This window comes from Streptomyces sp. NPDC024698, assembly GCF_055559015.1.
In genome coordinates this window covers 137568-162341 of sequence record NZ_JBVHLK010000004.1, presented here as the reverse complement: position 1 = coordinate 162341, position 24774 = coordinate 137568, and the positions used below count along the sequence as shown (strand labels likewise).

General features: G+C 73.6%; 22 protein-coding genes. 13 read left to right on the top strand and 9 right to left on the bottom strand.

Going from position 1 to position 24774, the window contains the following annotated elements; translation table 11 throughout:
* Positions 1-133 precede the first annotated feature (133 nt).
* Entirely contained in the window at positions 134-634 is a 501-nt protein-coding gene (locus ACZ4AA_RS11695; protein WP_467599341.1) for a hypothetical protein, read from the top strand.
* Between the two features lie 25 nt (positions 635-659).
* Here the strand turns inward: ACZ4AA_RS11695 and ACZ4AA_RS11690 are convergent, their stop codons facing one another.
* Entirely contained in the window at positions 660-1382 is a 723-nt protein-coding gene (locus ACZ4AA_RS11690; protein ID WP_467599338.1) for a pentapeptide repeat-containing protein, read from the bottom strand.
* Between the two features lie 229 nt (positions 1383-1611).
* On the opposite strand from ACZ4AA_RS11690, the gene ACZ4AA_RS11685 reads away from it, so the two are divergent.
* Both ACZ4AA_RS11685 and ACZ4AA_RS11680 read left to right on the top strand, forming a co-directional pair.
* Positions 1612-2592: a zinc-binding dehydrogenase gene (locus ACZ4AA_RS11685; RefSeq protein WP_467600317.1), complete on the top strand. Its 981-nt coding sequence runs from the start codon at positions 1612-1614 to the stop codon at positions 2590-2592.
* Positions 2593-2671: 79 nt separating this feature from the next.
* On the top strand, positions 2672-4171 hold the full coding sequence (locus ACZ4AA_RS11680; protein WP_467599335.1) for an MFS transporter: 1500 nt from the start codon (positions 2672-2674) through the stop codon (positions 4169-4171).
* A 31-nt stretch (positions 4172-4202) separates the two neighbouring features.
* Here the strand turns inward: ACZ4AA_RS11680 and ACZ4AA_RS11675 are convergent, their stop codons facing one another.
* A complete protein-coding gene (locus tag ACZ4AA_RS11675; protein WP_467599332.1) occupies positions 4203-5609 on the bottom strand; it encodes an NAD(P)/FAD-dependent oxidoreductase in 1407 nt (468 codons plus the stop codon).
* Positions 5610-5618: 9 nt separating this feature from the next.
* The gene (locus tag ACZ4AA_RS11670; protein ID WP_467600314.1) at positions 5619-6272 is read right to left on the bottom strand and encodes a rhomboid-like protein; all 654 of its coding nucleotides are present in this window, start codon (positions 6270-6272) and stop codon (positions 5619-5621) included.
* Between the two features lie 172 nt (positions 6273-6444).
* On the opposite strand from ACZ4AA_RS11670, the gene ACZ4AA_RS11665 reads away from it, so the two are divergent.
* Positions 6445-9402, top strand: coding sequence for an AfsR/SARP family transcriptional regulator (locus tag ACZ4AA_RS11665; RefSeq protein ID WP_467599330.1), 2958 nt, complete (start codon positions 6445-6447; stop codon positions 9400-9402).
* A gap of 148 nt (positions 9403-9550) precedes the next feature.
* Here ACZ4AA_RS11665 and ACZ4AA_RS11660 read toward each other — a convergent pair whose 3' ends face one another.
* The 3 genes from ACZ4AA_RS11660 to ACZ4AA_RS11650 form a co-directional block, all read right to left on the bottom strand.
* Complete coding sequence (locus tag ACZ4AA_RS11660) at positions 9551-10150, bottom strand: sigma-70 family RNA polymerase sigma factor (protein WP_467599327.1); 600 nt, start codon at positions 10148-10150, stop codon at positions 9551-9553.
* 226 nt (positions 10151-10376) lie between these two features.
* Positions 10377-11237: a hypothetical protein gene (locus ACZ4AA_RS11655; RefSeq protein WP_467599324.1), complete on the bottom strand. Its 861-nt coding sequence runs from the start codon at positions 11235-11237 to the stop codon at positions 10377-10379.
* Between the two features lie 11 nt (positions 11238-11248).
* Positions 11249-12076 carry a lytic transglycosylase domain-containing protein gene (locus tag ACZ4AA_RS11650; RefSeq protein WP_467599321.1) on the bottom strand — a complete coding sequence of 276 codons (828 nt, stop codon included), beginning with the start codon at positions 12074-12076 and terminating at the stop codon, positions 11249-11251.
* A gap of 528 nt (positions 12077-12604) precedes the next feature.
* Here ACZ4AA_RS11650 and ACZ4AA_RS11645 point away from each other — a divergent pair.
* From ACZ4AA_RS11645 to ACZ4AA_RS11610, 8 genes are all read left to right on the top strand, one after another.
* Positions 12605-13264 (top strand): DUF6668 family protein, encoded by a 660-nt coding sequence (locus tag ACZ4AA_RS11645; protein WP_467599318.1) that lies wholly within the window; start codon positions 12605-12607, stop codon positions 13262-13264.
* Positions 13261-13542 carry a hypothetical protein gene (locus ACZ4AA_RS11640; protein ID WP_467599315.1) on the top strand — a complete coding sequence of 94 codons (282 nt, stop codon included), beginning with the start codon at positions 13261-13263 and terminating at the stop codon, positions 13540-13542. Before ACZ4AA_RS11645 ends, ACZ4AA_RS11640 begins: the two co-directional genes overlap by 4 nt.
* Positions 13543-13687: 145 nt before the next feature.
* Positions 13688-13975 carry a hypothetical protein gene (locus ACZ4AA_RS11635; RefSeq protein WP_467599312.1) on the top strand — a complete coding sequence of 96 codons (288 nt, stop codon included), beginning with the start codon at positions 13688-13690 and terminating at the stop codon, positions 13973-13975.
* A gap of 18 nt (positions 13976-13993) precedes the next feature.
* Positions 13994-14743, top strand: coding sequence for a DUF8175 domain-containg protein (locus ACZ4AA_RS11630; RefSeq protein ID WP_467599309.1), 750 nt, complete (start codon positions 13994-13996; stop codon positions 14741-14743).
* A gap of 1 nt (position 14744) precedes the next feature.
* On the top strand, positions 14745-15968 hold the full coding sequence (locus tag ACZ4AA_RS11625; protein WP_467599307.1) for a hypothetical protein: 1224 nt from the start codon (positions 14745-14747) through the stop codon (positions 15966-15968).
* A 139-nt stretch (positions 15969-16107) separates the two neighbouring features.
* Positions 16108-17598, top strand: a complete 1491-nt coding sequence (locus ACZ4AA_RS11620) for an SCO6880 family protein (RefSeq protein ID WP_467599304.1) — start codon at positions 16108-16110, stop codon at positions 17596-17598.
* 290 nt (positions 17599-17888) lie between these two features.
* Positions 17889-19397 carry an ATP/GTP-binding protein gene (locus ACZ4AA_RS11615; protein WP_467600311.1) on the top strand — a complete coding sequence of 503 codons (1509 nt, stop codon included), beginning with the start codon at positions 17889-17891 and terminating at the stop codon, positions 19395-19397.
* Positions 19394-21190 carry a type IV secretory system conjugative DNA transfer family protein gene (locus ACZ4AA_RS11610; protein ID WP_467599301.1) on the top strand — a complete coding sequence of 599 codons (1797 nt, stop codon included), beginning with the start codon at positions 19394-19396 and terminating at the stop codon, positions 21188-21190. The genes ACZ4AA_RS11615 and ACZ4AA_RS11610 overlap by 4 nt, the downstream gene beginning before the upstream one ends.
* Here ACZ4AA_RS11610 and ACZ4AA_RS11605 read toward each other — a convergent pair.
* Together ACZ4AA_RS11605 and ACZ4AA_RS11600 are read right to left on the bottom strand one after the other, a co-directional pair.
* A complete protein-coding gene (locus tag ACZ4AA_RS11605; RefSeq protein WP_467599299.1) occupies positions 21108-22349 on the bottom strand; it encodes a DUF418 domain-containing protein in 1242 nt (413 codons plus the stop codon). The genes ACZ4AA_RS11610 and ACZ4AA_RS11605 overlap by 83 nt on opposite strands.
* Positions 22346-22738 (bottom strand): DUF3592 domain-containing protein, encoded by a 393-nt coding sequence (locus ACZ4AA_RS11600; protein WP_467599296.1) that lies wholly within the window; start codon positions 22736-22738, stop codon positions 22346-22348. Before ACZ4AA_RS11600 ends, ACZ4AA_RS11605 begins: the two co-directional genes overlap by 4 nt.
* Before the next feature lie 162 nt (positions 22739-22900).
* Here ACZ4AA_RS11600 and ACZ4AA_RS11595 point away from each other — a divergent pair, with 162 nt between their 5' ends.
* Positions 22901-23935 carry a C40 family peptidase gene (locus ACZ4AA_RS11595; RefSeq protein ID WP_467599294.1) on the top strand — a complete coding sequence of 345 codons (1035 nt, stop codon included), beginning with the start codon at positions 22901-22903 and terminating at the stop codon, positions 23933-23935.
* A gap of 96 nt (positions 23936-24031) precedes the next feature.
* On the opposite strand, the gene ACZ4AA_RS11590 is transcribed toward ACZ4AA_RS11595, so the two are convergent.
* Entirely contained in the window at positions 24032-24496 is a 465-nt protein-coding gene (locus ACZ4AA_RS11590; protein WP_467599291.1) for a DUF4913 domain-containing protein, read from the bottom strand.
* Positions 24497-24774: the final 278 nt, after the last annotated feature.

Below are 24774 nucleotides of genomic sequence, written 5' to 3'. Positions count from 1 at the left end.
CCGACCGGAGTCCGTCCTCCCGGCACCCCGGGTCCCGACCTGAATCCCCCGTCCCGGTGCCCCGGTTCGGGCAGGGGGTGTCCTGGCGGGGCGGGCGGGCGGTGGGATTCCCCCGGCGTGACACCATCACCTCGTGCTCGACATCGGCTACGCCCTCTCCAACCGCTTCCCCGACCCCCCGCAGACCGACTACCGCCGCGCGGACGTCCGCGCGCTGCGGCACGACCTGTTCTGCGGCGACGTCTACCTCGCCGACACCAAGACGGACCACGAGGTGTCCACGGGCTGGGGCTGGGTGCCGGTGCTCGACTTCGCGTGGGCGCTGTGCGACATCGTGGAGCAGCTCGACCGCGACCCGCTCGGCAGCCGGGCCTCGCGGCCCCAGCAGGCGGAGCTGGACTTCACCGAGTCGACCGACCGCATGCTCTTCGAGCGCCGCTTCGGCTGGGTGGACGTCGAGGCCGACTGGATGGCGCGCGACGAGGAGCCGCTGACCTTCTCCCACACCGAGCTCCGCCGCGAGGCCCGCGACTTCCTGCACGATCTGCTCGCGGACCTCATCGACCTGCACGAGGACCTGGCCGAGAACCCGGCGATCTGGACGCTCCAGGCCCGCTTCCCCCGCGTCTCCTAGAGGCCGGCCGGTCGGCCGGCGGGTCTCAGGTCCTCTCCGCCCCGCCGTCCACCCGTACCCCCAGGGCCGCCGCGAGCACCGGTGCCAGGTCCAGGAGCTGGTGGGTGCTGATGACCGCGCCCGCGAGCCGCTCCACACCCCGCGCGATGTCCAGTTCGGCCGCCGCGCGCAGGTCCACGTCCACGAGGGTGGCCTCGGTGAGGTCGGCTCCCCGCAGGACGCAGTCCACGAACTCCACCCGCTCCAGACGGGCGCCCCCGAAGTCCGGCTCGACCAGGACACAGCCCTCGAAGACGACGTCCTTGAGTCTCGCCTTGCGCAGGTTCAGATAGTCGATCTTCCCGCCGCGCACGACCACCCGCTCCAGGACGGAGCCGTGCAGCTGCACCCCGCCCATGCGGGCGTCGACCAGTTCGACATCGCGCAGCGTCGACTCCGCGAGATCGGTGCCGACCCCGCGGATGCCGGTGAGGACCGAGTCCAGGACGCGCGCGTGGTGCAGCCGGGTCTCGTCCAGCGCGCAGCCCGTCAGGGCGCAGTCCATGAAGCGGGCTCCTCCGCCGTCCTGCCCGGCGAAGTCCGTGTCCCGGAACTCCAGCCCGTCGTAGTCGCCGTCCGGCTCCAGTCCGCCGCCGTCGTGCGGCTCCAGCGGGGGCAGCCGCAGCTCCGGCCGCCGTGCCGCCCTCGGTCCCGCTCCCGGCGCCTTCGCACCCGGCCCGCCGCGCCCGCCCGCCACTCTCCTCGCCATGCCCCCATCCTGCCCGCCCCCACTGACAACCGGCGCCCGCCTGCGCGAACGCCCCGCACGTCACGTTCGGGACCACCTTGACCTCAAGCGGACTTGAGGTTGAACCCTGGTGACGCGACCCCGCGGGCCCCCTGGACCCGCGGTCCCGCAGACCCCGCAGACCCCGCAGACCCCGCAGACCCCGCAGATCTCACAGATCCCGAAGATCCCGCAGCCCGAGGAGCCCCCGATGTACGCGATCCGTCTGCACGCCTTCGGTCCCGCCGGGAATCTCGTCCACGAGCGGACCGCGGATCCCGAGCCGGGGCCCTGCCAGGTGCGGATCGCCGTGGCCGCCGCGGGCGTCCATCTCCTGGACACCGCCCTGCGCGCGGGCATGCGGGGCGGCCCGGCCCCCGCGCCCGTCCTCCCGACCGTCCCCGGCCGCGAGGTCGCCGGGACCGTCGAGTCCCTCGGCGAGGGCGTCGCCGGGCTCTGGCTCGGTCGACGCGTCGTCGCCCACCTCGGCTTCGCCCCCGGCGGGTACGCCGAGCTGGCCGTCACGGATGTCGAGCGCCTCCACGACATCCCCGGGAACCTCGACTTCGCTCAGGCCGTCGCGATGATCGGGACGGGCCGTACGGTCATGGGGATCGTGCAGTTCGCCGAGTTCGGCCCCTCCTCCGTGGTCGTGGTGCCCGCGGCCGCGGGCGGTGTCGGCACGCTTCTGGTGCAGTACGCGCACCACGCGGGAGCGACGGTGGTGGGCCTGGCGGGCGGGCCGGAGAAGGTGGCGCTGGCCCGCGCGAACGGCGCCGGCCCGGCCGTCGACTACACCGATCCCGGCTGGCCGGAGAAGGTCCGCGCGCACCTCGGCGGCCGGGCGGCGACCCTCGTGCTCGACGGCGTCGGCGGCGAGATCGCCAGGGAGGCCGTCGCGCTGCTCGGCCCCGGCGGCCGGCACCTCGTCTTCGGCTGGTCGGGCGCGGGCCTGCGGGGCGGCTCCCCCTACCTCGTGGACGGGGTGTCGGAGCAGGTGCTCGGCCCGGTGATGATGCGTGAGGCGGGCGGACCCGATCCCGTACGGACCCTGGAGCTGCGGGCCCTGGCGGAGGCCGCCGCCGGTCGTCTCGTCCCGGCCGTGACCCGCTTCCCCCTCGCCGAGGCGGCCTCCGCGCACCGGGCCCTGGAGAGCAGGGCGACGACCGGAAAAGTGGTGCTGGAACCCTGACCACGAGCGGGTGGAACGCGCCCCTGAGGCGATATGACCCAAAGATGCGACTCATTCCGATTCATGGTCTTCTGAGCCAATGAGTGTCACCCGGACAGGTGAACCAGAGGCGGCGGTGGGTCCCGACCCGCATCGCTGGTGGGCGCTGGTGGTCATCGCGCTCGCCCAGCTGATGGTCGTGCTGGACGCGACGATCGTGAACATCGCCCTCCCCTCCGCACAGCGCGATCTCGGCATGTCCGACGGCAACCGGCAGTGGGTCATCACGGCCTACACGCTGGCCTTCGGCGGGCTGCTGCTGCTCGGCGGCCGGATCGCCGACCTCGTGGGGCGCAAACGCACCTTCGTGATCGGGCTGATCGGCTTCGCCCTGGCTTCGGGACTCGGCGGCGCGGCCACCACGTCCGGCATGCTGTTCGGGGCCCGCGCCCTCCAGGGCGCCTTCGCCGCCCTGCTCGCGCCCTCGGCGCTGTCCCTGCTGACCACGACCTTCACCGACCCCAAGGAACGCGGCAAGGCGTTCGGCATCTACGGCGCGCTGGCGGGCTCGGGCGCGGCGATCGGCTTCATCGTGGGCGGCCTGCTGACGGAGTATCTGAACTGGCGCTGGTGCCTGTACGTCAACATCCCCATCGCGATCATCGCGGTCTTCGGCGCGTTCGGGCTGCTGCGCGACCGGCCGGGCCACAAGAACGTCCGGCTGGACGTGCCCGGTGCGGTGCTGGGCTGCGGCGGGCTCGTGGCGATCGTCTACGGGGTCAGCGAGGCCAACTCGCGCGGCTGGTCGGACGCGCTGGTGCTGGGTCTGATCATGGGCGGGATCGCGCTGCTGGTCGGGTTCGTGTGGTGGCAGAACAGGGCGCCGAGCCCGCTGCTGCCGCTGCACATCGTCAAGGACCGCAACCGCGCCGGCTGCTTCCTGACGATGGGGCTCGCCATCGTCGGCATGTTCGGCGTGTTCCTGTTCATGACCTACTACCTCCAGGTCATCCTCGGGTACTCGCCGGTGAAGACGGGTCTCGCGTTCCTGCCGCTGACCGTCGCGATCATCATCGGTTCGACGCAGATCGCGGCACGGCTGCTGCCGCGCGTGGCGCCGCGCATGCTGATGGTCCCTGGCATGCTCCTCGCGGCCGGCGGCGTGGTGATGTTCACGCAGCTCACCGTCGAGTCCGACTACGCGGGCCAGTTGCTGCCCGGTCTGCTGCTGATGGGCCTCGGCATGGGCCTGACCTTCATGCCGGTCTTCGCCACCGCGACCGCCGGGGTCGCCCCGCAGGACGCGGGCGTGACCTCCGCGACGGTCAACACCTCGCAGCAGGTGGGCGGTTCGATCGGCACGGCGCTGCTGAACACCATCGCCACCACCGCCAGCACGGCCTACATCACCGCCCATCTGCGCAATCCGGCGCAGAAGGCGCTGATCGTCCGGGAGGGCGTCGTCCACGGGTACACCGTGGCCATCTGGTGGGCCACCGGCTTCATGCTGCTGGCCGGGCTGGTCGCGGGGCTCATGGTCACGGCCAAGGCCCCCAAGCAGGTGGCGTCGGGCGCGGCGGTCCCGGAGTCGGTGGGCTGACCGCACCCGCACCGCCGCCCGCCCCGGCCGGTCAGTGGCGCCCGGCCACCCGGTCCGCGATCCGGGCCAGCCGCGACGACCGCGCGCTGCGGGTGGCCAGTTCACGGCGGTCGGCCGTGCGGTAGGTCGCGTACATGCCGTGGACGCCGATCCAGCGGAACGGCTCCGGCTCCCACTTGCGGACCTTGTGGCCGACCCAGGGCAGCTCGGTCAGCCCGGTCGCGCCCTCCTCCCCCGAGTCCTGCCGGACGAGGTCGCGCAGGGTGCGGCCGGCGAGGTTGGCGGTGGCCACGCCCGAGCCGACGTAGCCGCCGGCCCAGCCGAGGCCGGTCGAGCGGTCCAGGGTGACGGTGGCGCACCAGTCGCGCGGCACCCCGAGCACGCCCGACCAGGCGTGGGCGACCCGGACACCGGCCAGCGACGGGAAGAGGCGGACGAGGATCTCGTACAGGGCGTCGACGGTGGCCTCCTGGGTGCGGCCGTCGTTGTCGGTGCGCGAGCCGAAGCGGTACGGGACCCCGCGGCCACCGAGCGCGATCCGGCCGTCGGCGGTGCGCTGGGCGTACATGTAGGCGTGGGCCATGTCGCCGAGCGTCTCGCGGCCCTCCCAGCCGATCCCGGCCCACTGGCCGTCGGTCAGCGGCTCCGTCGCGATCATGGAGGAGTTCATCGGCAGCCAGGTCCGCCTCTGGCCCTTGAGGCTCGCGGTGAAGCCCTCGGTGCAGCGCAGGACGTAGGGGGCGCGGACGGTGCCGTACGGGGTCACCGCGTGCCCCGGGCGGATCTCGGTGACCGGCGTCCGCTCGTGGACGGTGACGCCGAGCGCCTCGACGGCCGCGGCGAGTCCCTTGACCAGCTTGACCGGGTGCAGCCGGGCCCCGTGCGGGGTCCAGGCCGAGCCGGCCGCGTCCGCGACGCGGATCCGTGCGGCGGTCTCCTTCGCGCCGTACAGCTCGCGGTCCTTCTCGCCGTACGACAGCTCGTGCTCGTGGAAGGCCTTCAGCCGCGCCAGCTGGGCGGGCGTGTACGCCACCTCCAGGACACCGCCCTGGTGGATGTCGGCCTCGATGCCCTCCTCGGCGGCCACCCGGACGACCTCGTCCACGGTGGCGTTCATGGCCCGCTGGAGCCGTACGGCCGCCTCCCGGCCGTGCAGTCGCGCGTACCGGTCGCGGCCCGCGATGCCGTTGTAGAGCCAGCCGCCGTTGCGCCCGGAGGCCCCGTAGCCGCAGAACTTCTGCTCCAGGACGGTGACGCGCAGGGAGGGGGCCGCCTTCTTCAGGTAGTACGCGGTCCACAGTCCGGTGTAGCCGCCGCCGACCACCACGACGTCCGCGGTCGCGTCGCCGGACAGCGGCTCCCGGGGCGCGGGCAGACCGTCGTCCGCGTACCAGAAGGAGACGCCACCGTTCACGACCTTGCTCACCGAGCTGCTCATGGCGGGACGTTAACTCCGGTGAGCGGCGACTGTCTCCTTCGGATTCCATGCTTTTCCGCGCCCCCTGGTCAACGGATAACAGGCCAGCCCGAGGAGAACCGAGGTGAAATGCCCGAGATCGGTGAAGGTGCGCCCGGTCACGAGGGGAATTCCGTACACCCCAAGAACGACCACGAGATACGCGTACCGCCAGGGCTCCGCGATCCGGTACGTGAGCACACCGACCACGCCCGCCAGGGCATAGCTCACTCCCACGTCGAGGGTGTCGACCGCGGTGTGCGGTGCCACGCCGTGCTGGATCGCCCAGAGCAGCGCACCCTCGCTGACCAGCGTCGACACGACGTGTGCCACCACGTTGACCGCCAGCCAGCGGGCGGTTCCCAGCCAGCGTTCGGCCGGCGCCTGGAAGACGGTGTAGAGGACCGCGTACGGCAGCCAGCGCCCGCCGTCGATCCACATCGCGCTCGCGAACAGCACCCGCACCGGGTTGTTCGACAGCTCATGGAGATTGGTCGAACGCTGCCGCAGGAAGTCCTCTTCGAAATCCGGGGACATGTGGTGCAGGGCCACGGTGGTGATGAAGAGAATCGCCAGCCAGACGTATGTGCCCGGCGCGCCGCGCACATACGTCCACACCCTGTGGAAGAACCGCTCACCCCGCATGAACTGCTTCACCCATGCCGGTAGTGTCCCGTATGCGAGCGACATTCCCGACGAGCCACCCATGCCGGGAGAGCCTTCGGCGCGGAGCCCATGTGTCGCGTACGCAACATCCGCCTGTGAAATGGCCGAATCGACCGGGTGTTCGTAAGCGGCCTCGCTACTCTCTGGTGCCGTGAACGTCACTGATGGTGCGGGAGTGCTCCGCTTCTCCTTACTGGGACCCCTGCGCGCCTGGCGGGGTGAGACGGAACTGCCCCTCGGCTCACCGCAGCAGAGGGCCGTGCTCGCGGTGCTGCTCCTGCGCCGCGGGCGCGCGGTCGGCGTCGGCGAACTCGTCGACGGCCTCTGGGGACACGACCCGCCGACCGGGGCCGTCCCCGTGCTGCGCACCTATGTGTCACGACTGCGCAAGCTGCTCGAGTCCGGCCGGGCCCCGGGCGCCCCGCCCCGGCTCCTGGTGTCCATCGGGGACGGTTACGCGCTGCGGACCGAGGAGATCACCAGCGACCTCGGCGACTTCGAGGAGAACCTGGCGCGGGCCGAACGCCGTCGCGCCCGGGGCGACAGCCGCGGCGCCGCCCGGCTGCTGGACACCACGCTCGCGAGCTGGCACGGCACCCCCCTGGCCGGGGTTCCCGGCCCCTTCGCGGAGGCCGAACGGACGCGTCTGGCCGAACGGCGGCTGACCGCCCTGGAGTACCGCCTCCGCGTCGAGCTCGAACTCGGCCGCCACGAGACGGTGCTGCCCGAACTGGTGGCACTGCGCGAGGCCCAGCCGCTGCGCGAGGCCGTCTGCGAACTGCTGCTGGTGGCCCTCTACCGCTGCGGCCGGCAGGCCGAGGCCCTGGAGGTCTACACGAGCACCCGGCGCACGCTCGTGGACGAGCTCGGCATCGAACCCGGCCCGTCCCTGCGGGCTGCGCACGCCCGGCTGCTGGCCGGGGACCTGGACCTGTCCCCGCCGCCGGTTCCCGTACCGGCCGCGGACACCGGCGCCGCGGACCCCGTGGACGGTCCGGACAGCGAACCGGCGAACGCCCCCGGCCGGAACGATCCGCCGTATCCGGGAGGTGACGTACACCCCTCCCAACTCCCCGCCGACCTGCCCCTGTTCACCGGACGGGACACCGAACTCGGTCTGGTGGACGCGCTGTTGCCCACCGACGGCCATCCGGACACCGCCGTGATCGGGCTCATCAACGGCATGGCAGGAGCGGGCAAGACCACCCTGGCCGTGCACTGGGCACACCGGGTCGCCCACCGCTTCCCCGACGGCAGCCTCTATGTGAACCTGCGCGGATACGACCAGGGCGGCTCCGTCATGGACCCCTCCGAGGCGCTGGAGACCTTCCTCGTCGCCCTCGGCGTCGCCCCGCAGGCCGTCCCCGAAGGACTCGACGCGCAGGCCGCCCTCTACCGCAGCGTCCTCGCCCGCCGACGCGTCCTGATCGTGCTGGACAACGCCCGCGACAGCGCCCAGGTACGACCACTGCTGCCCGGCACCCCGGGCTGCCTCGTCGTCGTCACCAGCCGCAGCAGACTGACCGGGCTCGTGGCCGGTCACGGCGCCCACCCGCTCACCCTCGGCCCGCTGACCGCCGACGAGGCCCGCGCGATGCTCACCCGCCGCCTCGGCGCGGCCCGCGTGGAAGCCGAACCCGAGGCCGCCGAGGCCATCGTCGAACTCTGCGCCCGGCTGCCGCTGGCCCTCGCCATCGTCGCGGCACGGGCCGCCCACCACCCCGGCTTCCGGCTCGCGGACGTGGTGGCCGAACTCCGCGAGACCCACGGAAGCCTGGACGCGTTCGCCGGCGGCGACGCCCACACGGACGCGCGCGCCGTCTTCTCGTGGTCGTACCACGCGCTGCCGGCCCCCGCCGCGGAACTGTTCCGCCGGCTGTCCCTGCACCCGGGACCCGACATCGGCACGGCCTCGGCCGCCGCCCTGGCCGCGGCACCCGCCCGCCCCGTGCGCGCGCTGCTGGCCGAACTCACCGGAGCCAGCCTGCTCGGCGAACACGCGCCGGGACGCTTCGCCTTCCACGACCTGCTGCGCGCCTACGCCCGCGAACTGGCCGACACCGAGGACACCGGGGAGCTGCGTGCCGGGGCGCTGCGGCGCATGCACGACCACTATCTGCACACCACCCACCACGCCTCCGCGATCATCAGCCCGCTGCGCGAGACCCTTCCCCTGCCGCCCAGCACAACGGACGGCGCCGCGGTCCGGTTCACCGGACGCCGACAGGCCATGCAGTGGCTGCGCACCGAACGGCACGTCCTGCGGGCGGTCGTCGAGCACGGCGCCGCCCACGGCTACGAGGACCACGCGTGGCGCACCGCCGCGGGCCTCGACCTGTACTTCGACCGGCTCGGCTTCTGGCACGACCTGATGGAGATCAACAGCGCCGCGCTGCGGGCCGCACGGGCCGTCGGCGACCGGACCGGCGAGGCACACGCCCTGCGCGGCCTGGGCTTCTTCCACACCCGGTTCGCGCACTCCGCCGAGGCGCGGCGGGACCTCGGCCGCGCGCTGGAGCTGTTCCGGGCCGAGGGCGACGGGCCGGGCGAGGCCCGCACCCGGCGCTGCCTGGCCTACCAGGCCAACGGGGAGGGCCGGTTCAGCGTCTCGCTCGACCACTACGCGCACGCCCGCGAGCTGTACCGGGCCGAGGGCAACATCAGCAGCGAGGCCATCGTCCTGAACGAGGTCGGCTGGACGTACATCCTGCTCGGCGAGCACGACAAGGCGATGGAGCACTGCGAGAAGGCCGTCGCGCTGCACCAGGAGACCGGCGACCCGATCGGCGAGGCCGCGGCACAGGACAGCGTCGGCTACGCCCACCACCAGCTCGGCCAGTACGAGTCCGCCGTCGAGCGCTTCGAGCGGGCGCTGGCGCTCTACCGCGAGGTCGGCGACCACTATCTGGAGGCGGACACCCTGCGGCACATCGCCGACTCCCGGCTGGCCGCAGGCGACCGCGGGGCGGCGATCGGCGCCTTCCGGGCGGCGCTGGCCCTCCTGGAGGAGAACGCCCACCCCGAGGCCGCGGATCTGCGGGAGACCCTGCGCGACCTGAACGCGGCCGAGCCCGGGGAGAACGGGCCGGACGGGGGCGACGCCGGCTGACGGCACCGGGACGGAGGGACGGAGGGACGGACGGCCGGGTGCGGGCTGCGCGACCGGACGCGGTCCGGGCGATCCGACCCGCCGGGTGCGGCCGGGCGTGGTCGGGGGCGGGCTGTGCGATCCGACCGCCGGGCGGGGCCGGGTGCGCTCAGGCCGCCGTGCGGGTGGCCGTGTCCGGCCGGCGCGAGCGGGCGTCCTCGTCCGGGGCGACGCCGTGCTCGCGCAGCGCCAGCCGTAAGCCGCGCAGCGCGTAGTAGACCCGGGACTTGACCGTGCCCTGGGGAATGCCCAGGACCTCCGCCGCCTCCTGGGTGGTGCGGTCCTCCAGGAACGTCGCCCGGATCACGTCGCGGTGGGCGGGGGTGAGCGCCCGCAGTGCCTCCTGCACCACGATGGACGACAGCATCCGCTCGATGTCGTCCACCTCGGCGCCCAGTTCGCTCAGCCAGGTGGCCCCGCCTATCTCGAGCGGGCGCGCCATCCGCGTCCGGTGCGCGTCGATGACGAGGTTGCGGGCGACCCGGAACATCCAGGGACGTACGGCCATCCCCTCGTCGTCGACCAGGTTCCGCTTGTTCCAGCAGCGCAGCAGCGTCTCCTGGATGACGTCCTCGGTACGGTGCGTGTCCCCGCCCAGCATGCGCAGCACGTACGTGTACAGCGCCGGGCCGTGCTCCAGGTAGAGGTCGCGCAGCGCCCGCTCCTCGGAAGAGGCCGCGCTCGCCGATCCGATGACGGTGACGTTCATGGTTGTGCTCCTGTTCCTTGGGACGACCTGGCCGGCAGAGGGACCTGGGGCCGGGGCCTCCGGGGGAACGGAGTGTCCCGAGGGGAGTTCCACGTTCGTTTGACGTCGGGTCTACGAAGCGATGGACGAGCTGGCCGGGACGGGTGTGACCACCGATGCCCCCGGGGGCATCGGGTCGCGGGGGGCGCGGGGAACGGGTCGCGGGGTCGCGGGGGGTGGCCGGGGTTCAGACGTACGCCTCCAGGTCGTCGACCTGTCCGCGGACCTGCCCGATGAGCGCCGCGTAACCGGGGGGCAGCAGACCGTTCCGGTCCAACATGGCCCACATGTGCAGGAGTTCGCGTCCGTGGGCGACGACGGCCCGGTCGTCGTCGAGCTGCTGCCAGGCCGCCGCGGCCCGCGCCACCTCCGCGGGTGCCCGGCCGTCCCTGGCCCCGCAGCGGATCCGGGCCACGGCCAGCGCCAGCACGATCGCCTCCCGGTGGTCTCCGCGCAGGTGCGCGAGGTACGCCTCGACGGCGCGCGCCTCCACGGCGTACGGGTGCTCGGCGCCCAGCGTGTCCGTCAGGCCCTCGCGCAACTCGCTCGCGTCGGCGAACGCCTCGTCGAGACGGCCGTCGGCGGCCAGCGCGTTGACGCGGGCGATCCGTTCGGCGAGGTCGGCGGGGAGCGCCGTGGTGACGGTGGGAGCCGCGACGGCGGCCGGGTCCGGCATCTCGGCCCGGGCGGCGGCCGTGGCCCGCGCCCGGGCGACCGCGGTGGCGACGGCGGAGGCACCCTCCGGGGAGGGGGCGGGAACGACGACGGTGGGGGCGGGCGGAGGGGGCACGGACGCGAGGGCGCCGGGTGGCTCGTCGTCCGGGTCCAGGACGCGGCTGGAGCCGTCCGGCAGGACCTCCAGCAGGAACCGCGCGGCGCCCGGAGCGTCGTACACCATCGCCACCACGGCACCGCCCCGCTCCCGCGCGTACCCCTCCAGGCGGTCGAGGACGGCCTCGTGCACGGACGCGCCGGGCTCCGGGACCAGGGTGTTCCCGTCCATCTCGGCGAGCCCGTCGCCGGAGATGTACACATCGAAGCGGGCCATGGCCGTCCTCCTCAGGTGGTGGCCGGCGTGGGGCCGGCCGTGGTCGCGTCCGGGTCGGGCGTGACGCCCGGGGTGGCACCGGAGGGAGGCGCGCCGATGCCCTGGTACTTCGCGAACTGGGCCCGTACGGCGAGGACATAGCCCTGTGCCTCGTTCGTCTGCGGCACCCCCCTGGCCGCGCGGACGGCGTCCATCCCGACGTCGTAACCGGCCAGCGCGAGGTCCAGGACGGTGTTGGTGGTCCCGTTCCCGTCGCTCTGGTCCACCTCGCCGGCGTCGATCATCTGCTGGCCCTGCTTGGCCAGTTCGCACAGGTAGCGGCCCTGCGCCATGATCGAGTCCTTCGCGTCGAGGGCCGAGGTCTTGCCGTTGTCGTCGTCGCCCTTGCCGTACTGGGTGAAGATGTCGGGCGGCAGTTGCGAGAGGCCCTTCTCGCCGTTCGGGCCGACCAGGGCGCTGTTGAAGCCGGACTCCTTCTCGATCTGGGACGCGATGACGATCGGGCCGATGGCGCCGCACAGTTCACCGGCCTTCTGGATGGGATCCACCAGGTCCGAGGGAACCGTGGACGTGTCGAGCTCACCCTTGCCGTCGCCCTGGAAGATGCCGAGGGTCTGGTCCGCGGTGTCCTGACTGGGCGGATCGCCCCCGCCTCCGTGGAACAGCAGATACAGCGCGATCAGCGGGGCCAGCAGGACACCGAACCCGCCCATGATCACCACGACGACCAGCGTCCCGGCCAGGGCGAGCGGTGACAGCAGACAGCCGCAGCCGGTGCCCGCGATGATCCCGTTCCGTACGGCGGCCGACGTACCGCCTTCCCCGCTCTCCTCGCTCATGAGCGCCCGCCTTCTTCCCCTCGCCTTGAACCGCTGTGGCCACACGGCCCGTTGTGCTGTCCGACGGGCTCGACAGATCCAAACGGGCCCCGGGGCAAAGAAGTTCAAACCAGTGGAAACCAGATGAGCCAGAGCAGCCGATCAACGAGCGAAGAGGGGGGCGGGGCACACATGGGCACTCCTTCGGCGATGCCGCCGGGCCCGGAGGCATGGGTACGGGGACCGAAGAACCCGCGGCAGACGCCACCGGAAGCACGGCCCGTTGCTCCCGAAGCGGAGGGAACCGGCCCGGCGACGGCACCACAGGCCCCGCCCCCGGCCGCCACGACCACGGCTGTCCCGGCCGCGTCGTCCGCAGCTGTCCCGGCCGCGCCGCCCGCGGTTGTCCAGGCCGCCCCGGTCACCACGACGGCGGCTGTCCCGGTCACCACGACCACGGCTGTCCCGGCCGCGTCGTCCGCAGCTGTCCCGGCCGCACCGGCCGCGGCCGTCCCGGTCGCTCCGGCCCCGGCTGGTCCGGCCGTCCCGGTGGCACCCGTCGCCGGAACCCCGGCTCCCGGCACCGGGGCCGCGCCGGCCCACGTCCCCCCGGAACAGCGGGCGTTCACCGCGTCGCCCCCGGCACAGGCCGCCGCGCCCCGGCCGAGGACCGCCACGGCGCGGTCGGCTCCCGGGCGGCGTACGGAGCGTGTTTCCGCGCCGGAGCCGTCCTGGGGCGAGCCGAAGCGGCCGAGGGCGACGCGCGGCAGCTCACGCGACGAGATCGGCTGGGTCAAGGCGCACGGCGGCTCCGGCGCGACCTCGCTCGCCGAGGTGTTCGGCGGGGTGGAGGTGGGAGCGCGCTGGCCGGACCCGGCCCGCGGCGAGCCACGCCGGGTCGTCCTGGTCGGCCGGACCAGCGCGCGCGGACTGCGGTCCGTCTCCCAGGCGCTCGGCGCGCTCAAGGACGGCGACGCCTCCCAGGGGCTCGAACTGCTGGGCGTGGTCCTCGTCGCCGACGCCCCCGGGCGGCTGCCGCTCGGTCTGCTGCGCCGCATCCGCGTACTGCGCTCCGTCGCCCGGGTGCACCGCGTGCCGTGGATACCGGCCTGGCGCACGGGCGGGCATCCGAAGTCCGTTCCCAGACAACTCGCCACGCTCGCCGCACTGGTGGGCGCGGACCTCTACGGCGAGGGAGCCGTCTCGTGAACCGGTCCCTCCTCGACCCGCTGCTCCTCGCCGCCTACACCCCGCCCGTGGAGGCCGACACGATCCTCGGCCTGCTCGCCTGGTGCGCCTCGGCCTGCGGTGTCGGCGGCCTGATCATCGTCGGCATCCAGATGGCGCTCCAGCTGCGCCGGGGCGATCCCGGCGAGGGCGGCGAGCACTTCCGCGGCGTCTTCTTCGTCACCCTGAGCTGCCTGGTCGCCACCTGTGCCGGTCCGCTCGTCGCGGCGCTGGGCAGCCTCCAGCTCCTCGGCCCCTGATCCTCGGCGTGCCGGGCCCCTGACCGTCAACCGCGCGGACACGGACTCCCGTTCCTCAGCCGCAGGCCCCGACACGCCGTCCCGCAAAGCCAGTCGTCCTCGCGCCCACCGCTCGCAGCGGGCGCCGAATCCCACGGAGACCGTCATGTCCTCTCTGCTCGAAGCAGCCTCCAGCGTCCTCGCCGCAGGCGTCCCGCAGCCCGCGGCCAACGCCCCCGGAGCGCTCACCTCCAAGGTCAACACCGTCCTCGGCATAGCCGCCTGGGCCGGTACCGCCGCCGGTGTCGCCGGGGTGCTGATCACCGGCGCGATGATGGCGGTGTCCGTCAAGCGCGGCGAGAGCTCCGAGCACATGAGCCGGCTCGGCATGGTGCTCGGCGGCTGTGTCCTCGTGGCCACCGCGGGCCCGCTGATCAGCTTCGTCTTCGCGTAGGCCCGGCGGACGGTCGTGATGTTCAAGCGCAGGGAGCGCCGGCTCGCGGAATCCGGGCCCTACTACAAGCAGCGCAGCTGGCAGCTGTCGGCGGGATTCCTGGCCGTCGTGGCCGTCGTGGGCGGGGTCGTCACCGTGCTGTCCGGCCCCGACACCACCACGGCCCACGCGAACGCCGCGGCCTCCTCCGGCCCGCTGGCCGGCCCGTCCGCGAAGGACGGCCGGCCCCGGGGTTGCCGCACCGACGACAGCGCGGGGGCCGAACTGCCCAAGGCCGCGCCCAAGGACGTCGGCTGGCGCACGCTCGGGGTCGCGCGGGTGCCCGTGTCCGCCTCCGCGGGGCCGACCCGGATCGAGGGGCCCCTGTGGTGGTGCTACGCGCACACGCCCACCGGGGCCGCGCTGGCCGCCCATGTCATCCCCTCGCAGATGAGCGGCTCGGACTGGCGCACGGTCACCGAGCAGCAGGTCGTCTCCGGCCGGGGCCGCGACATGTTCGAGTTCCAGCGCGCCACCGTCCAGAGCACCGACACCCAGAGCAGCGGTACCACCGTCGCCACGTACGCGGGCTTCTCGGTGAGCTCGTACACGGACAGGGCGGCGACGGTCCGGCTGCTCATCAAGAGCGCCCAGGGATACGCGGCGACCGACATCTCCCTGCGCTGGAGCGGCGGCGACTGGAAGGTCGCGCCCGACGACAACGGTTCGCTGCACTCGCCGGTGTCGGCCGTCCAGAGCACCAACGGCTTCGTCCTGTGGGGGGTTTGACGTGAACTGCACGTCCGGGAATCCGGTCATCGACCTGGTGAAGGGGTTCTTCAGTTTCCTCGGCGATCCCATCGGGACCATCGTCGACCTGATCGCGAAGACCATCCTCGCGGGCGCGGTCGCGGTGTTCGCCGCGCTGACGACCAACGTCCCCACGCTGGAGCAGACCCAGACGTCGAAGGACATCAGCGGCGACACGCAGTGGATCGTGGTCTACCTCGCCGTCGGCTCGCTGCTCTTCGCGGCCTGCCGCATGGCCATCGAGCGCAAGGGCGACGCGGGCCGCACGGCGCTGAAGGGCATCATGCGGGTGGTGCTCGTCTCGGGTGCCGCCACCACCGTCGTCGTGGCCGCCGCGGCCGTGGGGGACAGCTACTCCAACTACCTCTTCAACAACGCCGTACGGGACTCGCTGAACAACGTCGGGGCCTGCTCGGACGGCAGCGGCATCCAGTCCTTCCTGCTGCTGGTCCTCGCGTTCCTGCTGCTGATCGCGGGGATCGTCCACACGGTCCTGATGTACATCCGGCTCGGCGTGATGATGCTGCTGCTGGGCACCCTCCCGCTGGCCGCCGCCGCCTCGATGACCGACTGGGGTGCCGGCTGGTGGCGCAAGCACATCGGCTGGATGATCGCCTGGCTGCTCTACAAACCCGCCGTCGCCCTGGTGCTCAACGCCGGCATGGCGATGATCAACTCGGGCAAGAACAGTGGCACCGGTGACGTCAGCAGCATCAACACCAGGATCGCCGGCATCGGCGTCATGCTGCTGTCGGCCATCGCCCTGCCCGCGCTGCTGAAGCTGATCGTGCCGGCGACCGCCGCCATGGGCACCGGCAACCCGATGTCCTCCATGGGGCAGGCGGGCTCCAGCCTCGCCAGCGGCGCGGTCCAGCTCGGCGGCAGCCGTGGCTCCTCCGGCGGCGGCGGGGGGATGGGCCCGAGCGGGGCGACCGGATCCGGCGGCTCCGGCGGCTCCTCCGGAGCGGGCGGCTCGGCCGGTGCCGGCGGCGAGTCGGGTGCCACCGGTTCGGGCGGCGCGAACGGCGCGGCCGCGGCGGGCCGGGCCGGTGCCTCGGGTGCCTCGGCGGCGGGCGGCGCGGCCGCGGCCGCCGGACCCGCGGGGGTTGCCGTCCTCGCGGCGGTGGCCGCCGCGCAGGTGGCCAGTTCCACGGTGACCGGCGCCGTCGAGGGCGCCGACGGCGAACTGGGCCACAACAAGTGATCCCCGTCGCCTGACCCCGCCCCCGCTGTTCCTCTCCCCCTCCAGAACGGCCGCCGGGTTCCCGCTCCCCCCGCGGGAACCCGGCGGTCCCACCGCGCCGCGCCCGACCCCCGTCACCTCGCGAAGGGAAACCGGACCCATGTCCGAAGCCGTCATCCATCCGACCTACGGAAACTGGCGCAGGCCACGACGGCCGGGGCTCGGACCGCTCGGACTCGTCGGCACCTTCGGGGTCTTCGGCGGGCTCATCGTCACCCTGCTCGCGTCGCTGATCTCCCTGTACGCGGCGCTGGTCGTGCTCGTACCCACCGTCGTGTTCCTGGTGCCGCTCGCCGTCCGTACCCAGGACGGGCGCAACGTCTACCAGCTGATCACCCTGCGCATCGGCTGGTGGCGCCGCAAGGCGAAGGGCGCGCACCTCTACGTCTCCGGCCCGCTGTCCGCCCGCCCCGGCGGCCGGTTCCGCCCGCCGGGCCTGCTCAACAAGGTCTCCGCGACCGAGGGCCGGGACGCCTACGACCGTCCCTTCGGCGTCCTGCACCACCCGGTCCGCAACCTGTACACGATCGTCCTGGGCTGCGACCCCGACGGCGGCTCGCTCATCGACCCGGACCAGGTCGACGTCTGGGTCGCGCTGTGGGGCGAGTGGCTGGCGCGGCTGGCCCACGAACCCGGGCTGCGCGGCGCCACCGTGATCGTGGAGACCGCCCCCGACCCGGGCACCCGGCTCGCCCACGAGGTGCTGCCCCGCATCCACCCCGACGCCCCGCCGGCCGCCCGCGCGGTCATGGAGGAGGTCGTCGACCGGTACCCCAGCGCGTCCTCCGAGATGCACACCTACGTCACCCTGACCTACGGCGTCCCGCCGGGCCAGCGGCGCAAGAAGGCCGACGTGATCTCCGATCTCGCGATCCGTATCCCGGGCCTGCTCAGCGGGCTCGTCGCGGCCGGAGGCGGTGCCGCCTATCCGCTGTCCGCCGAGCGGATCGCCGAGGTCGTCCGGGTCGCCTACGACCCCGCCGTCGCCGCCGACGTCCTCAACGCCCGCGCCCAGGAGGGCGGTACGGGCCTGGAGTGGGACGACGCAGGCCCCGCGGCCGCCGTCGAGACCGTGAACAGCTACCAGCACGACTCCGGTGTCTCCCGGACCTGGCTGCTGACCCTGGCGCCGCGCGGCACCATCCGCTCCTCGGTGCTCCGGGGCATGCTGGAGGCGGCCCCCGGTACCCGCCGCAAGCGGGTCGCCCTGGTCTACCGGCCCATCGACCCCGCCACCTCGGCCCGCATCGTGGAGGCGGACCGGCGCAGCGCCCAGTTCATGGCCTCGTCCGGCAAGGGCATGGTGCAGGCCCGCGCGGCCTCCGAGGTCAGGGCGGCGGAGCAGACCGCCAACGAGGAGGCCTCGGGCGCCGGTCTCGTGGAGTTCTCGCTGATGCTGACCGTCACCGTCGACAGCATGGAGGAACTGGCGGACGCGAGCGTGACCGTCCGCAACCTCACGGCGGCGTCCCGGGTGCTGATGCGGCCCGCCGACCGGATGCAGGCGGCGGCGTTCAGCTGCACCCTGCCCGCCGGGATCCTCCCCTGGGAGCAGACCCTCGTCCCGCACGAACTCCAGGAGGCGCTGTGAGCCGGCGCGAGCAGAAGCAGGCCGAACGGGCGGACCGGCTGGCCGAGGAGCGGCAGACTCTCACGGCCGCGGACGGGGGCGCCGAGGGAGGAAGCGGCACGGCGAGCGCCCTGACGAAGCGGGCCTCGAAGGGCTCGCCGAAGGAGACGTCGCAGGGGGCTCCGAAGGGAGTTTCGGCGGGTGCTTCGACGGGTGCTTCGAAGAAGGCGTCCAAGGCTGCGGCGAAACCCCGTGAGCTCTTCGTCCCGCACCGCGGCTGGTACGGCGTGGGCGGCGGGCGCGTCGGCTACATGGATCCGCCCACCATGTGGCGTGCCACCACCGTGCAGGCGTGCGGCATGTGGCCCTTCGCCGCCGGTTCCGGGTCGCCCATGACCGGGGTCCCGCTCGGGCAGCACCTGTTCACCGGCGCCACCGTCTGCGGCGACCCGCTGAACTGGTTCACCCGGGCCCGCTACATCTCCAACCCCTCCCTGTTCATGCTCGGCATGCCGGGCCTGGGCAAGTCCACCCTGATCAACCGCATGCTGATCGGGCTCGCCGCCACCGGTGTCGTCCCGCTCGTCCTCGGCGACCTCAAGCCCGACTACGCCGACACCGTCCGCGCGCTCGGCGGCCAGGTCATCTCCATCGGCCGCGGCCGGGGCGGCATCAACGTCCTGGACCCCGGCGCCATGGGCGAGGCCGCCGCGAAGATCGGCGGCGAGGCCGGAGAGGTCCTGAAGGCCGAGGCCCACGGCCGTGTGCTGAACATGGTCGCCGCCCTCATCACCATCGTCCGCGGCCGTCCCATGGACGACCACGAGCAGTCCGTGCTCTCCGCCGTCCTGCACCATCTGCGCGAACGGACCCCGGAGGGCCGGACGGTGCTGCTGCCCGACGTGCTGCGGGTGCTGACCGAGGGCCCGCCCCGGGTGCGCGCGGTCACCCTCGACCGGGGTGACGACGCCCGCTACCGGGACGCCGTCGACCCGCTGCACCGCTCCCTGCTCGGCATCCTCGACGGCCCGCTCGGCGACACCTTCGCCTCCGAGACGTCCACCCGGATCGACCCCGCCGCGCCCGCCGTGTGCATCGACATCTCCGGCATCGGCGAGGCGGACACCCAGCTGACCGCCGCCGCGATGCTCGCCGCCTGGTCCGACGGGCTCGGCACGGTCGCCGCCTCGCACGCCCTCGCGGACGCCGGACTCGCGCCCAGGCGCTGGTTCTTCACCGTCCTCGACGAGCTGTGGCGCCCGCTGCGCGCCGCCTCCGGCATCGTCGACCGCATCGACGCGCTGACCCGGCTGAACCGCTCGCTCGGCCTCGGCGACGCGAAGATCACCCACACCCTCAAGGACGCCGAGGCCCTCGGCACCGACGCCGACCGCGCCAAGGCCCGCGGCTTCGTCGAGCGGGCCGGGATGGTGGTGTGCGCCGGGCTGCCGAAGACCGAGATGGAGGACCTGGGCAAGGTGGTCGGCCTGTCGCGGCGCGAGATCGAGCTCGTCTCGTCCTGGTCGTCGCCGCCCGGCTGGGGCGTCAACGGCGACAACGAGGAACCGCCGGGCCGCGGCCGCTTCCTCATCAAGGTCGGCGGCCGTCCCGGCATCCCCATCAAGGTCGCCATCACGGACGCGGAGCGCCGGCTGCACAACACCAACACCCGCTGGACGCCGAACGAGGACGCCGTCGAGAAGGCCGCCGCCCGCGCCGCCGAACAGGTGGCACGGGCCGCGCGGGAAGGCCTCCACGGACTCCCCGGCGCACCCGGGGCGCCCGGGACCGAGGCGGCCGCCGGGCGGTGGACCGCGTGAGCGCCCCCCGCGGCGGAAGCGACCCGCACGACCTGCTGCCGTGGGCCGTCGTCGCCGTGGCCGGCACCGGTCTGCTGGTGTTCACCGTCGCCTGGTCCGGCGGCACCCTCGGGGCCGGACTCTCCGGCGGCGGCTGGGCGGCACCGCCGTTCGCCCTGTCCACCGCCACCCGCCTGCTCTCGGGCGGACCGGGCGCGCTGTGGCCCGACGCTCCGGCCGCCGCCGTCTACGCGGGCATGCTCGGTCTGCTGATCCTCGTCACGCTGCCCGTCGTCCTGCTCGTCCACCTCCTCATGGACCGGTCCGCCCGTCCCAAGGGCCTGGCCGGACGGCGGGAACTGGCCGCCATGTGCCCCAAGGGCATCGAGGCCCGCGCCCGCGAACTGCGCCCCGGCCTCAAGGGCCGCGACCAGGTGCACCCGGACGAGACCGGCAACCTCCTCGGCGACCTGGAGCCCAAGGGCCCCGAACTGCGCAGCAGTTACGAGGACGTGGAGCTCGATCTGATGGCGCCCCGCGCCGGCAAGTCGACCGGGATCGCCGTGCCCCGGGTGCTGCGCGCCCAGGGCGCCGTCCTGCTCACGTCCAACAAGTCCGACGTGTACGCCGTCACCCGCGCCGAACGCGCGAAGGCGGGCACGGTCTGGACGTTCGACCCGCAGGGCATCGCCCACACACCGCGCGCGATGTGGTGGAACATCCTCGGCGAGTGCCACACCATCGAGGGCGCCCGCCGGATGGCCGGCCACTTCGTCGCGTCCGTCAACGACGACACCGCGAAGAAGGACTTCTGGATCTCGGCCGCGCAGAACACGCTCACCGCGCTCTTCCTCGCCGCCGCCCGCGGCCGCACCCCGCTGACCGAGCTCCTCGGCTGGCTCGCCGACCCCGCCGACCGCACCCCGGTCGACCTGCTCCGCGAGGTCGGACTCGTCGCGATGGCCGAGCAGCTGCAAGGCACGGTGCGGGGCGCGGTGGAAACACGGGACGGGATCTACGAGACCGCCCGGCAGACCGTCTCCTGTCTCCTGGACCCCGAGATCCTCGCCTGGGTCACCCCCGACCCCGACCTTCCCGAGTTCCGTCCCGACCGGCACGTCCTCGGCAACGACACGCTCTATCTTCTGTCCAAGGACGGCGGCGGTTCCGCGGCCGGTGTCATCGCGGGGCTCGCCGACGCGACGATGCGGGCCGGGGTCGTGGCCGCCGAGCGCATGGGCGGACGCCTCGACCCGCCGCTGACCGCGGTGCTCGACGAGGCGGCGAACGTGTGCCGCATCTCCGATCTTCCCGACCTGTACTCGCACTTCGGCTCACGGGGCATCAACGTCGTGACCCTGCTCCAGAGTTACCGTCAGGGGGCCCGGGTGTGGGGCGAGGTCGGCATGGACGCGCTGTGGAGCGCGGCGACCGTCAAGCTGCTGGGCGCGGGCCTGGACGACGCCGACTTCGTCCAGAAGATCTCCACCCTCGTCGGCCAGCACGACGTACGCACCCCGAGCGTCTCGCGCAGCAAGGACGGCACCTCGCGCTCGTACTCCTACCGCCAGGAGGCCGTCCTGCCCCCCGACCGGATCCGCGCCCTGCCGAAGGGGACCGCGCTGCTCCTGACGACCGGCGTCAGGCCCGCCCTGATCCGGCTGCGCCCCTGGTACAAGGAGCCCGGGGCCGGGGCCATCTCGGCGGCGGCGAAGGCCGAGACGGAGGCGATCACACGGCGGGCGGCCGAACGGGCGCTGCCGGGCGTGAGTCTGGGCAAGCCGGCACCCGGCCGGGACGCCGCGCCAGCGTGAGCGTGCGCAGCAGCAGTTCGGCGGGACCGTAGCGGACCCGGCTCATCAGCCAGGCCCCAAGGGCCAGTTGGAGGCCGTACAGCAGCACGCAGCCCGCGAGGACGAGGGCGGTGCCGACCCGGTCGTAGAGCCCGAGGCCGTAGCCGGTGAACACCAGGGCCAGGACGAGCGACTGGGTGAGGTAGTGGCTGAGCGCCATGCGCCCGGAGGCGGCGAGCACGCGCGCCGCCGGGCGCACGGCACCGGCCGACAGGAGCACGGCGCACGCGTACGACGCCGTGAGGGCCGGCGCGGTCAGCAGCGACACCGCGTGCCCGACCAGGAACCACCGGCTGTCCAGGGGCCCGTTCGCACAGCACGCGGTGACGACCCCGCCGGCCAGGCCGACCGGCAGCCACCGCGCGAGGGTCAGGCGCAGCCATCGCCGGTCCCGCCCGCGCCGCTCCACCAGTCCCGTGCCGGCCGCCGCGAGTCCCGCCAGGAACGCGGCCAGCATGTCCGGCGCGTACATCAGGTTGGCGCCGAGGGCGGTGGGCAGCTCGCGCAGATGCGCCCCGATCACCGACAGGGCACCGCCCCGGTAGGCGGCCACGCTGTCCGCGACCCGGGGCGCGTACGCGGCCGGGGTGAGCGGCCGGGTGAGGGCGACGGTCAGCAGCCCGTAGCCGAGCAGCAGCACGGCCAGTCCCGCCACCAGGACGGCCGCGAGGCGCACGGCGGCCCGGGGCGTGAGGTCGCGCAGCCCGTACAGGACCAGGCCGAGGGCGGCGTACGTCATCAGGATGTCGCCGGGGTAGAGCAGCACCGCGTGCGCGAGGCCGAGGCCGAACAGCCCCGCCGTGCGCCGCAGATGGAGCGCGGGGAAGACGGCGCCCGCCCGCCGGGCGGCCCGCCGGTGCAGGACGAAGCTGTAGCCGAACAGGAAGGAGAAGAGCTGGTAGACGGTGGTCGTCGCGGTCACCGCCCACGCGGCCGCCCGGTCGGCGGCCGAGGCGCCTGGAGGGCCGCCGAACGCCGTGTAAGGGCCCGCCATCAGCTGGGCGTTGACGAGCAGGATGCCGAACAGGGCGAATCCGCGCAGCACGTCGAGCTCGTCGACCCGCCCGGGGCCGCCCGACGCCCGCCCGGTGTCCGGCGACCCGGCCGGACCACGGCTCACGAGGACACCACGACGCCGGTGGCGAACGCCAGGGTCGAGGACAGGAACCATCCGAACGACGGCGCCAGCAGATGGCGCAGCGTCCACAGCCTGGCCGTGGCCGGCCGGTTCCGCGTGTAGACCACGGGCACGCTGCCGCCGACCGGCGGCAGTCCGCACAACGGCCCCCGCCACCCCGGGTCGAGGACCAGCCCCCGCCCCAGCTGGTCGGGGAACACCACGACGCCGCCCCATCGCCGGTCCGCGGCGCCGCGGGACGTCACCCGGCCCATGACCCGCAGTCCGCGCAGCGACAGCCGCATGGCCCCCAGCGCCGACCGTGTCGCCAGCGCCAGAAAGCCGAGGCCGAACCCCGTGCACAGCGCCAGCAGCACCAACTCCGCGCCCATACCGATCCCTTCGTCCGCCGACCGCACCTGGGACGCACAACGGGGCGCGCGCCCCACCGGTTCATACCCGCGCTTTGAACCACCGGACGCCACCGCCCCGTTGTGGGAACGACCCCGCCCCGCACACCTCGTGCGACGCCCATGGAAGGAGCTTCGGCACAGATGACACGGACCGTGCGCGCACCCGGCCGGCGGACGGCGGCGACCGTCACCCTGGCCCTCGCCCTGATGGCGACGGCCCCGCAGCCGGCCCGGGCCGATCCCGGCACCCTCACCGAGGTACGCGCCGAACTCGACCGGCTCTACCACGACGCGGAGGTCGCCACCAACAAGTACGACGCCGCCGACGAGAAGGTGACCGGGCAGGAGAAACGCGTCCACGCGCTGCGGTCGCGGATCGAGGCGGCCCAGACACGGCTGGACCGGCTCACCTCCCTGGCGGGGGCGGCGGCCCGCGCCCAGTACCGGGGGGACAGCCTGCCCGCCGAGATGCAGTTCGCCCTCTCCGACAACCCCGAACGCGCCCTGGACAACGCCTCCTTGGCCCGGCAGGCGCAACAGGCCACCCAGGGGGTGCTGACCGCCCTGAGCACCACCCGCGAGGACCTGGGGACCCGCACCGATCAGGCCGCGGCCGAACTGAAGCGGCTGCGGGCGAGCCGCGGCGCCCGCGACACCGAACGGCAGGCGATCGAGAAGCACATCGCCGCCGCGAAGAAGCTGGAGTCGCGGCTGGAGAAGAAGGAGGTCGAGCGGATCGCCGCGCTGGAGAAGAAGGAGGCCGACAGCGCCCAGGCGAAATGGGTGGGCACGGGCATCCTGAAGAAGGTCGGCACCGAGGCCACCCCGGCCGGGAGAAAGGCGATCGCGTTCGCCACCCGCCAGCTCGGCAAGCCCTACGTGTGGGGAGCCGAGGGCCCCGACTCCTTCGACTGCTCCGGCCTCACCTCACAGGCCTGGCTCGCGGCGGGCCACCCGATCCCGCGCACCTCGGAGGAGCAGTGGCGGCGGCTGCCGCACGTCCCCGTCGAGGACATGCGGCCCGGCGACCTCATCATCTACTTCTCCGACGCCAGCCACGTGGCCCTCTACATCGGTGGCGGAAAGATCATCCAGGCTCCCCGCCCCGGCCGCTGGGTGTACGTCTCCCCGGCCGCGTCGATGGAGATCCTCGGAGTGGTCCGGCCGGACGCCTGAACCGCGGCACGGACGCGGGTGAGGGGCGGACCGGTGCGGTCCGCCCCTCACCCGTGCCGGGCCCGTGAAGGCGTCCGCGTCCCTGGACGCGTCCCGTCAGCCCTGGGCCCGCGGTGTTCCGGGCGACGGCCCGAACGGGTCGACGGCGTCGACGGAGGGCACCTCCTTCGGGCGGTGCGAGCCGGGCTTGCAGCCGGCGAACACCCCCGACGGGTCCCTCAGGTTCTGCATGATCGGGGCCAGGTAGTCCCGGTGCCAGGCGGCCGGACCGCTCGGACCGGCATCGGAGCCGGTGTCGCTCAGCTCCCCCCAGGCGAGCCACAGCCCGTGCAGCTGGGCGACCGCCTCCGGGTGCTCCCACCAGCGCGAGCACCACGGAGCCAGGGAGGTGACCTCCCGGCCGTAGACCGGCAGCAGCACATGGTGGACCCACAGGGTCAGCTGGCGCAGCGCCCGGCCGTACTCCGGCGCCTCCAGATAGAGGATGAACTTCGGGGCGGGGGGCGGTGCCGGAGTCTCCGGCACCGCCGCCTGCTCGGCTTCGGACGTCTGGACGGTCATGGCACTCCTTCCGGAGGGGCGGTGCGAGCCGCGTCGGACTGTGGTCGGCGAGGCCGTGGGGCGCGAGGCCCGGGTCTCCCGTCCGGGCACACAACGCGCGCGTGCCGTACGGGGTTCACGGATCCGGCGGATCGCCGGTCCCGGGGACGGGTTGAACCGCCCGGACGCGGCGCCCGTTGCAGTTGTCACGGCCGCCGGGGCGGACCGGGAGGGACCGGTCCGGGCGGCGGCTCGACAGCGCGAGTGAACGGCAGTCACTCGTCACCGGCGAGGAGGAC

What these genes read in the sequence shown, in the direction of transcription:
- ACZ4AA_RS11675 (WP_467599332.1), bottom strand. Translation starts at nt 5,609, where the DNA reads ATGAGCAGCTCGGTGAGCAAGGTCGTGAACGGTGGCGTCTCCTTCTGG.
- ACZ4AA_RS11595 (WP_467599294.1), top strand. Translation starts at nt 22,901, where the DNA reads ATGACACGGACCGTGCGCGCACCCGGCCGGCGGACGGCGGCGACCGTC.
- ACZ4AA_RS11690 (WP_467599338.1), bottom strand. Translation starts at nt 1,382, where the DNA reads ATGGCGAGGAGAGTGGCGGGCGGGCGCGGCGGGCCGGGTGCGAAGGCG.
- ACZ4AA_RS11600 (WP_467599296.1), bottom strand. Translation starts at nt 22,738, where the DNA reads ATGGGCGCGGAGTTGGTGCTGCTGGCGCTGTGCACGGGGTTCGGCCTC.
- ACZ4AA_RS11630 (WP_467599309.1), top strand. Translation starts at nt 13,994, where the DNA reads ATGTTCAAGCGCAGGGAGCGCCGGCTCGCGGAATCCGGGCCCTACTAC.
- ACZ4AA_RS11670 (WP_467600314.1), bottom strand. Translation starts at nt 6,272, where the DNA reads ATGCGGGGTGAGCGGTTCTTCCACAGGGTGTGGACGTATGTGCGCGGC.
- ACZ4AA_RS11620 (WP_467599304.1), top strand. Translation starts at nt 16,108, where the DNA reads ATGTCCGAAGCCGTCATCCATCCGACCTACGGAAACTGGCGCAGGCCA.
- ACZ4AA_RS11615 (WP_467600311.1), top strand. Translation starts at nt 17,889, where the DNA reads ATGGATCCGCCCACCATGTGGCGTGCCACCACCGTGCAGGCGTGCGGC.
- ACZ4AA_RS11590 (WP_467599291.1), bottom strand. Translation starts at nt 24,496, where the DNA reads ATGACCGTCCAGACGTCCGAAGCCGAGCAGGCGGCGGTGCCGGAGACT.
- ACZ4AA_RS11655 (WP_467599324.1), bottom strand. Translation starts at nt 11,237, where the DNA reads ATGGCCCGCTTCGATGTGTACATCTCCGGCGACGGGCTCGCCGAGATG.
- ACZ4AA_RS11650 (WP_467599321.1), bottom strand. Translation starts at nt 12,076, where the DNA reads ATGAGCGAGGAGAGCGGGGAAGGCGGTACGTCGGCCGCCGTACGGAAC.
- ACZ4AA_RS11635 (WP_467599312.1), top strand. Translation starts at nt 13,688, where the DNA reads ATGTCCTCTCTGCTCGAAGCAGCCTCCAGCGTCCTCGCCGCAGGCGTC.
- ACZ4AA_RS11680 (WP_467599335.1), top strand. Translation starts at nt 2,672, where the DNA reads ATGAGTGTCACCCGGACAGGTGAACCAGAGGCGGCGGTGGGTCCCGAC.
- ACZ4AA_RS11685 (WP_467600317.1), top strand. Translation starts at nt 1,612, where the DNA reads ATGTACGCGATCCGTCTGCACGCCTTCGGTCCCGCCGGGAATCTCGTC.
- ACZ4AA_RS11660 (WP_467599327.1), bottom strand. Translation starts at nt 10,150, where the DNA reads ATGAACGTCACCGTCATCGGATCGGCGAGCGCGGCCTCTTCCGAGGAG.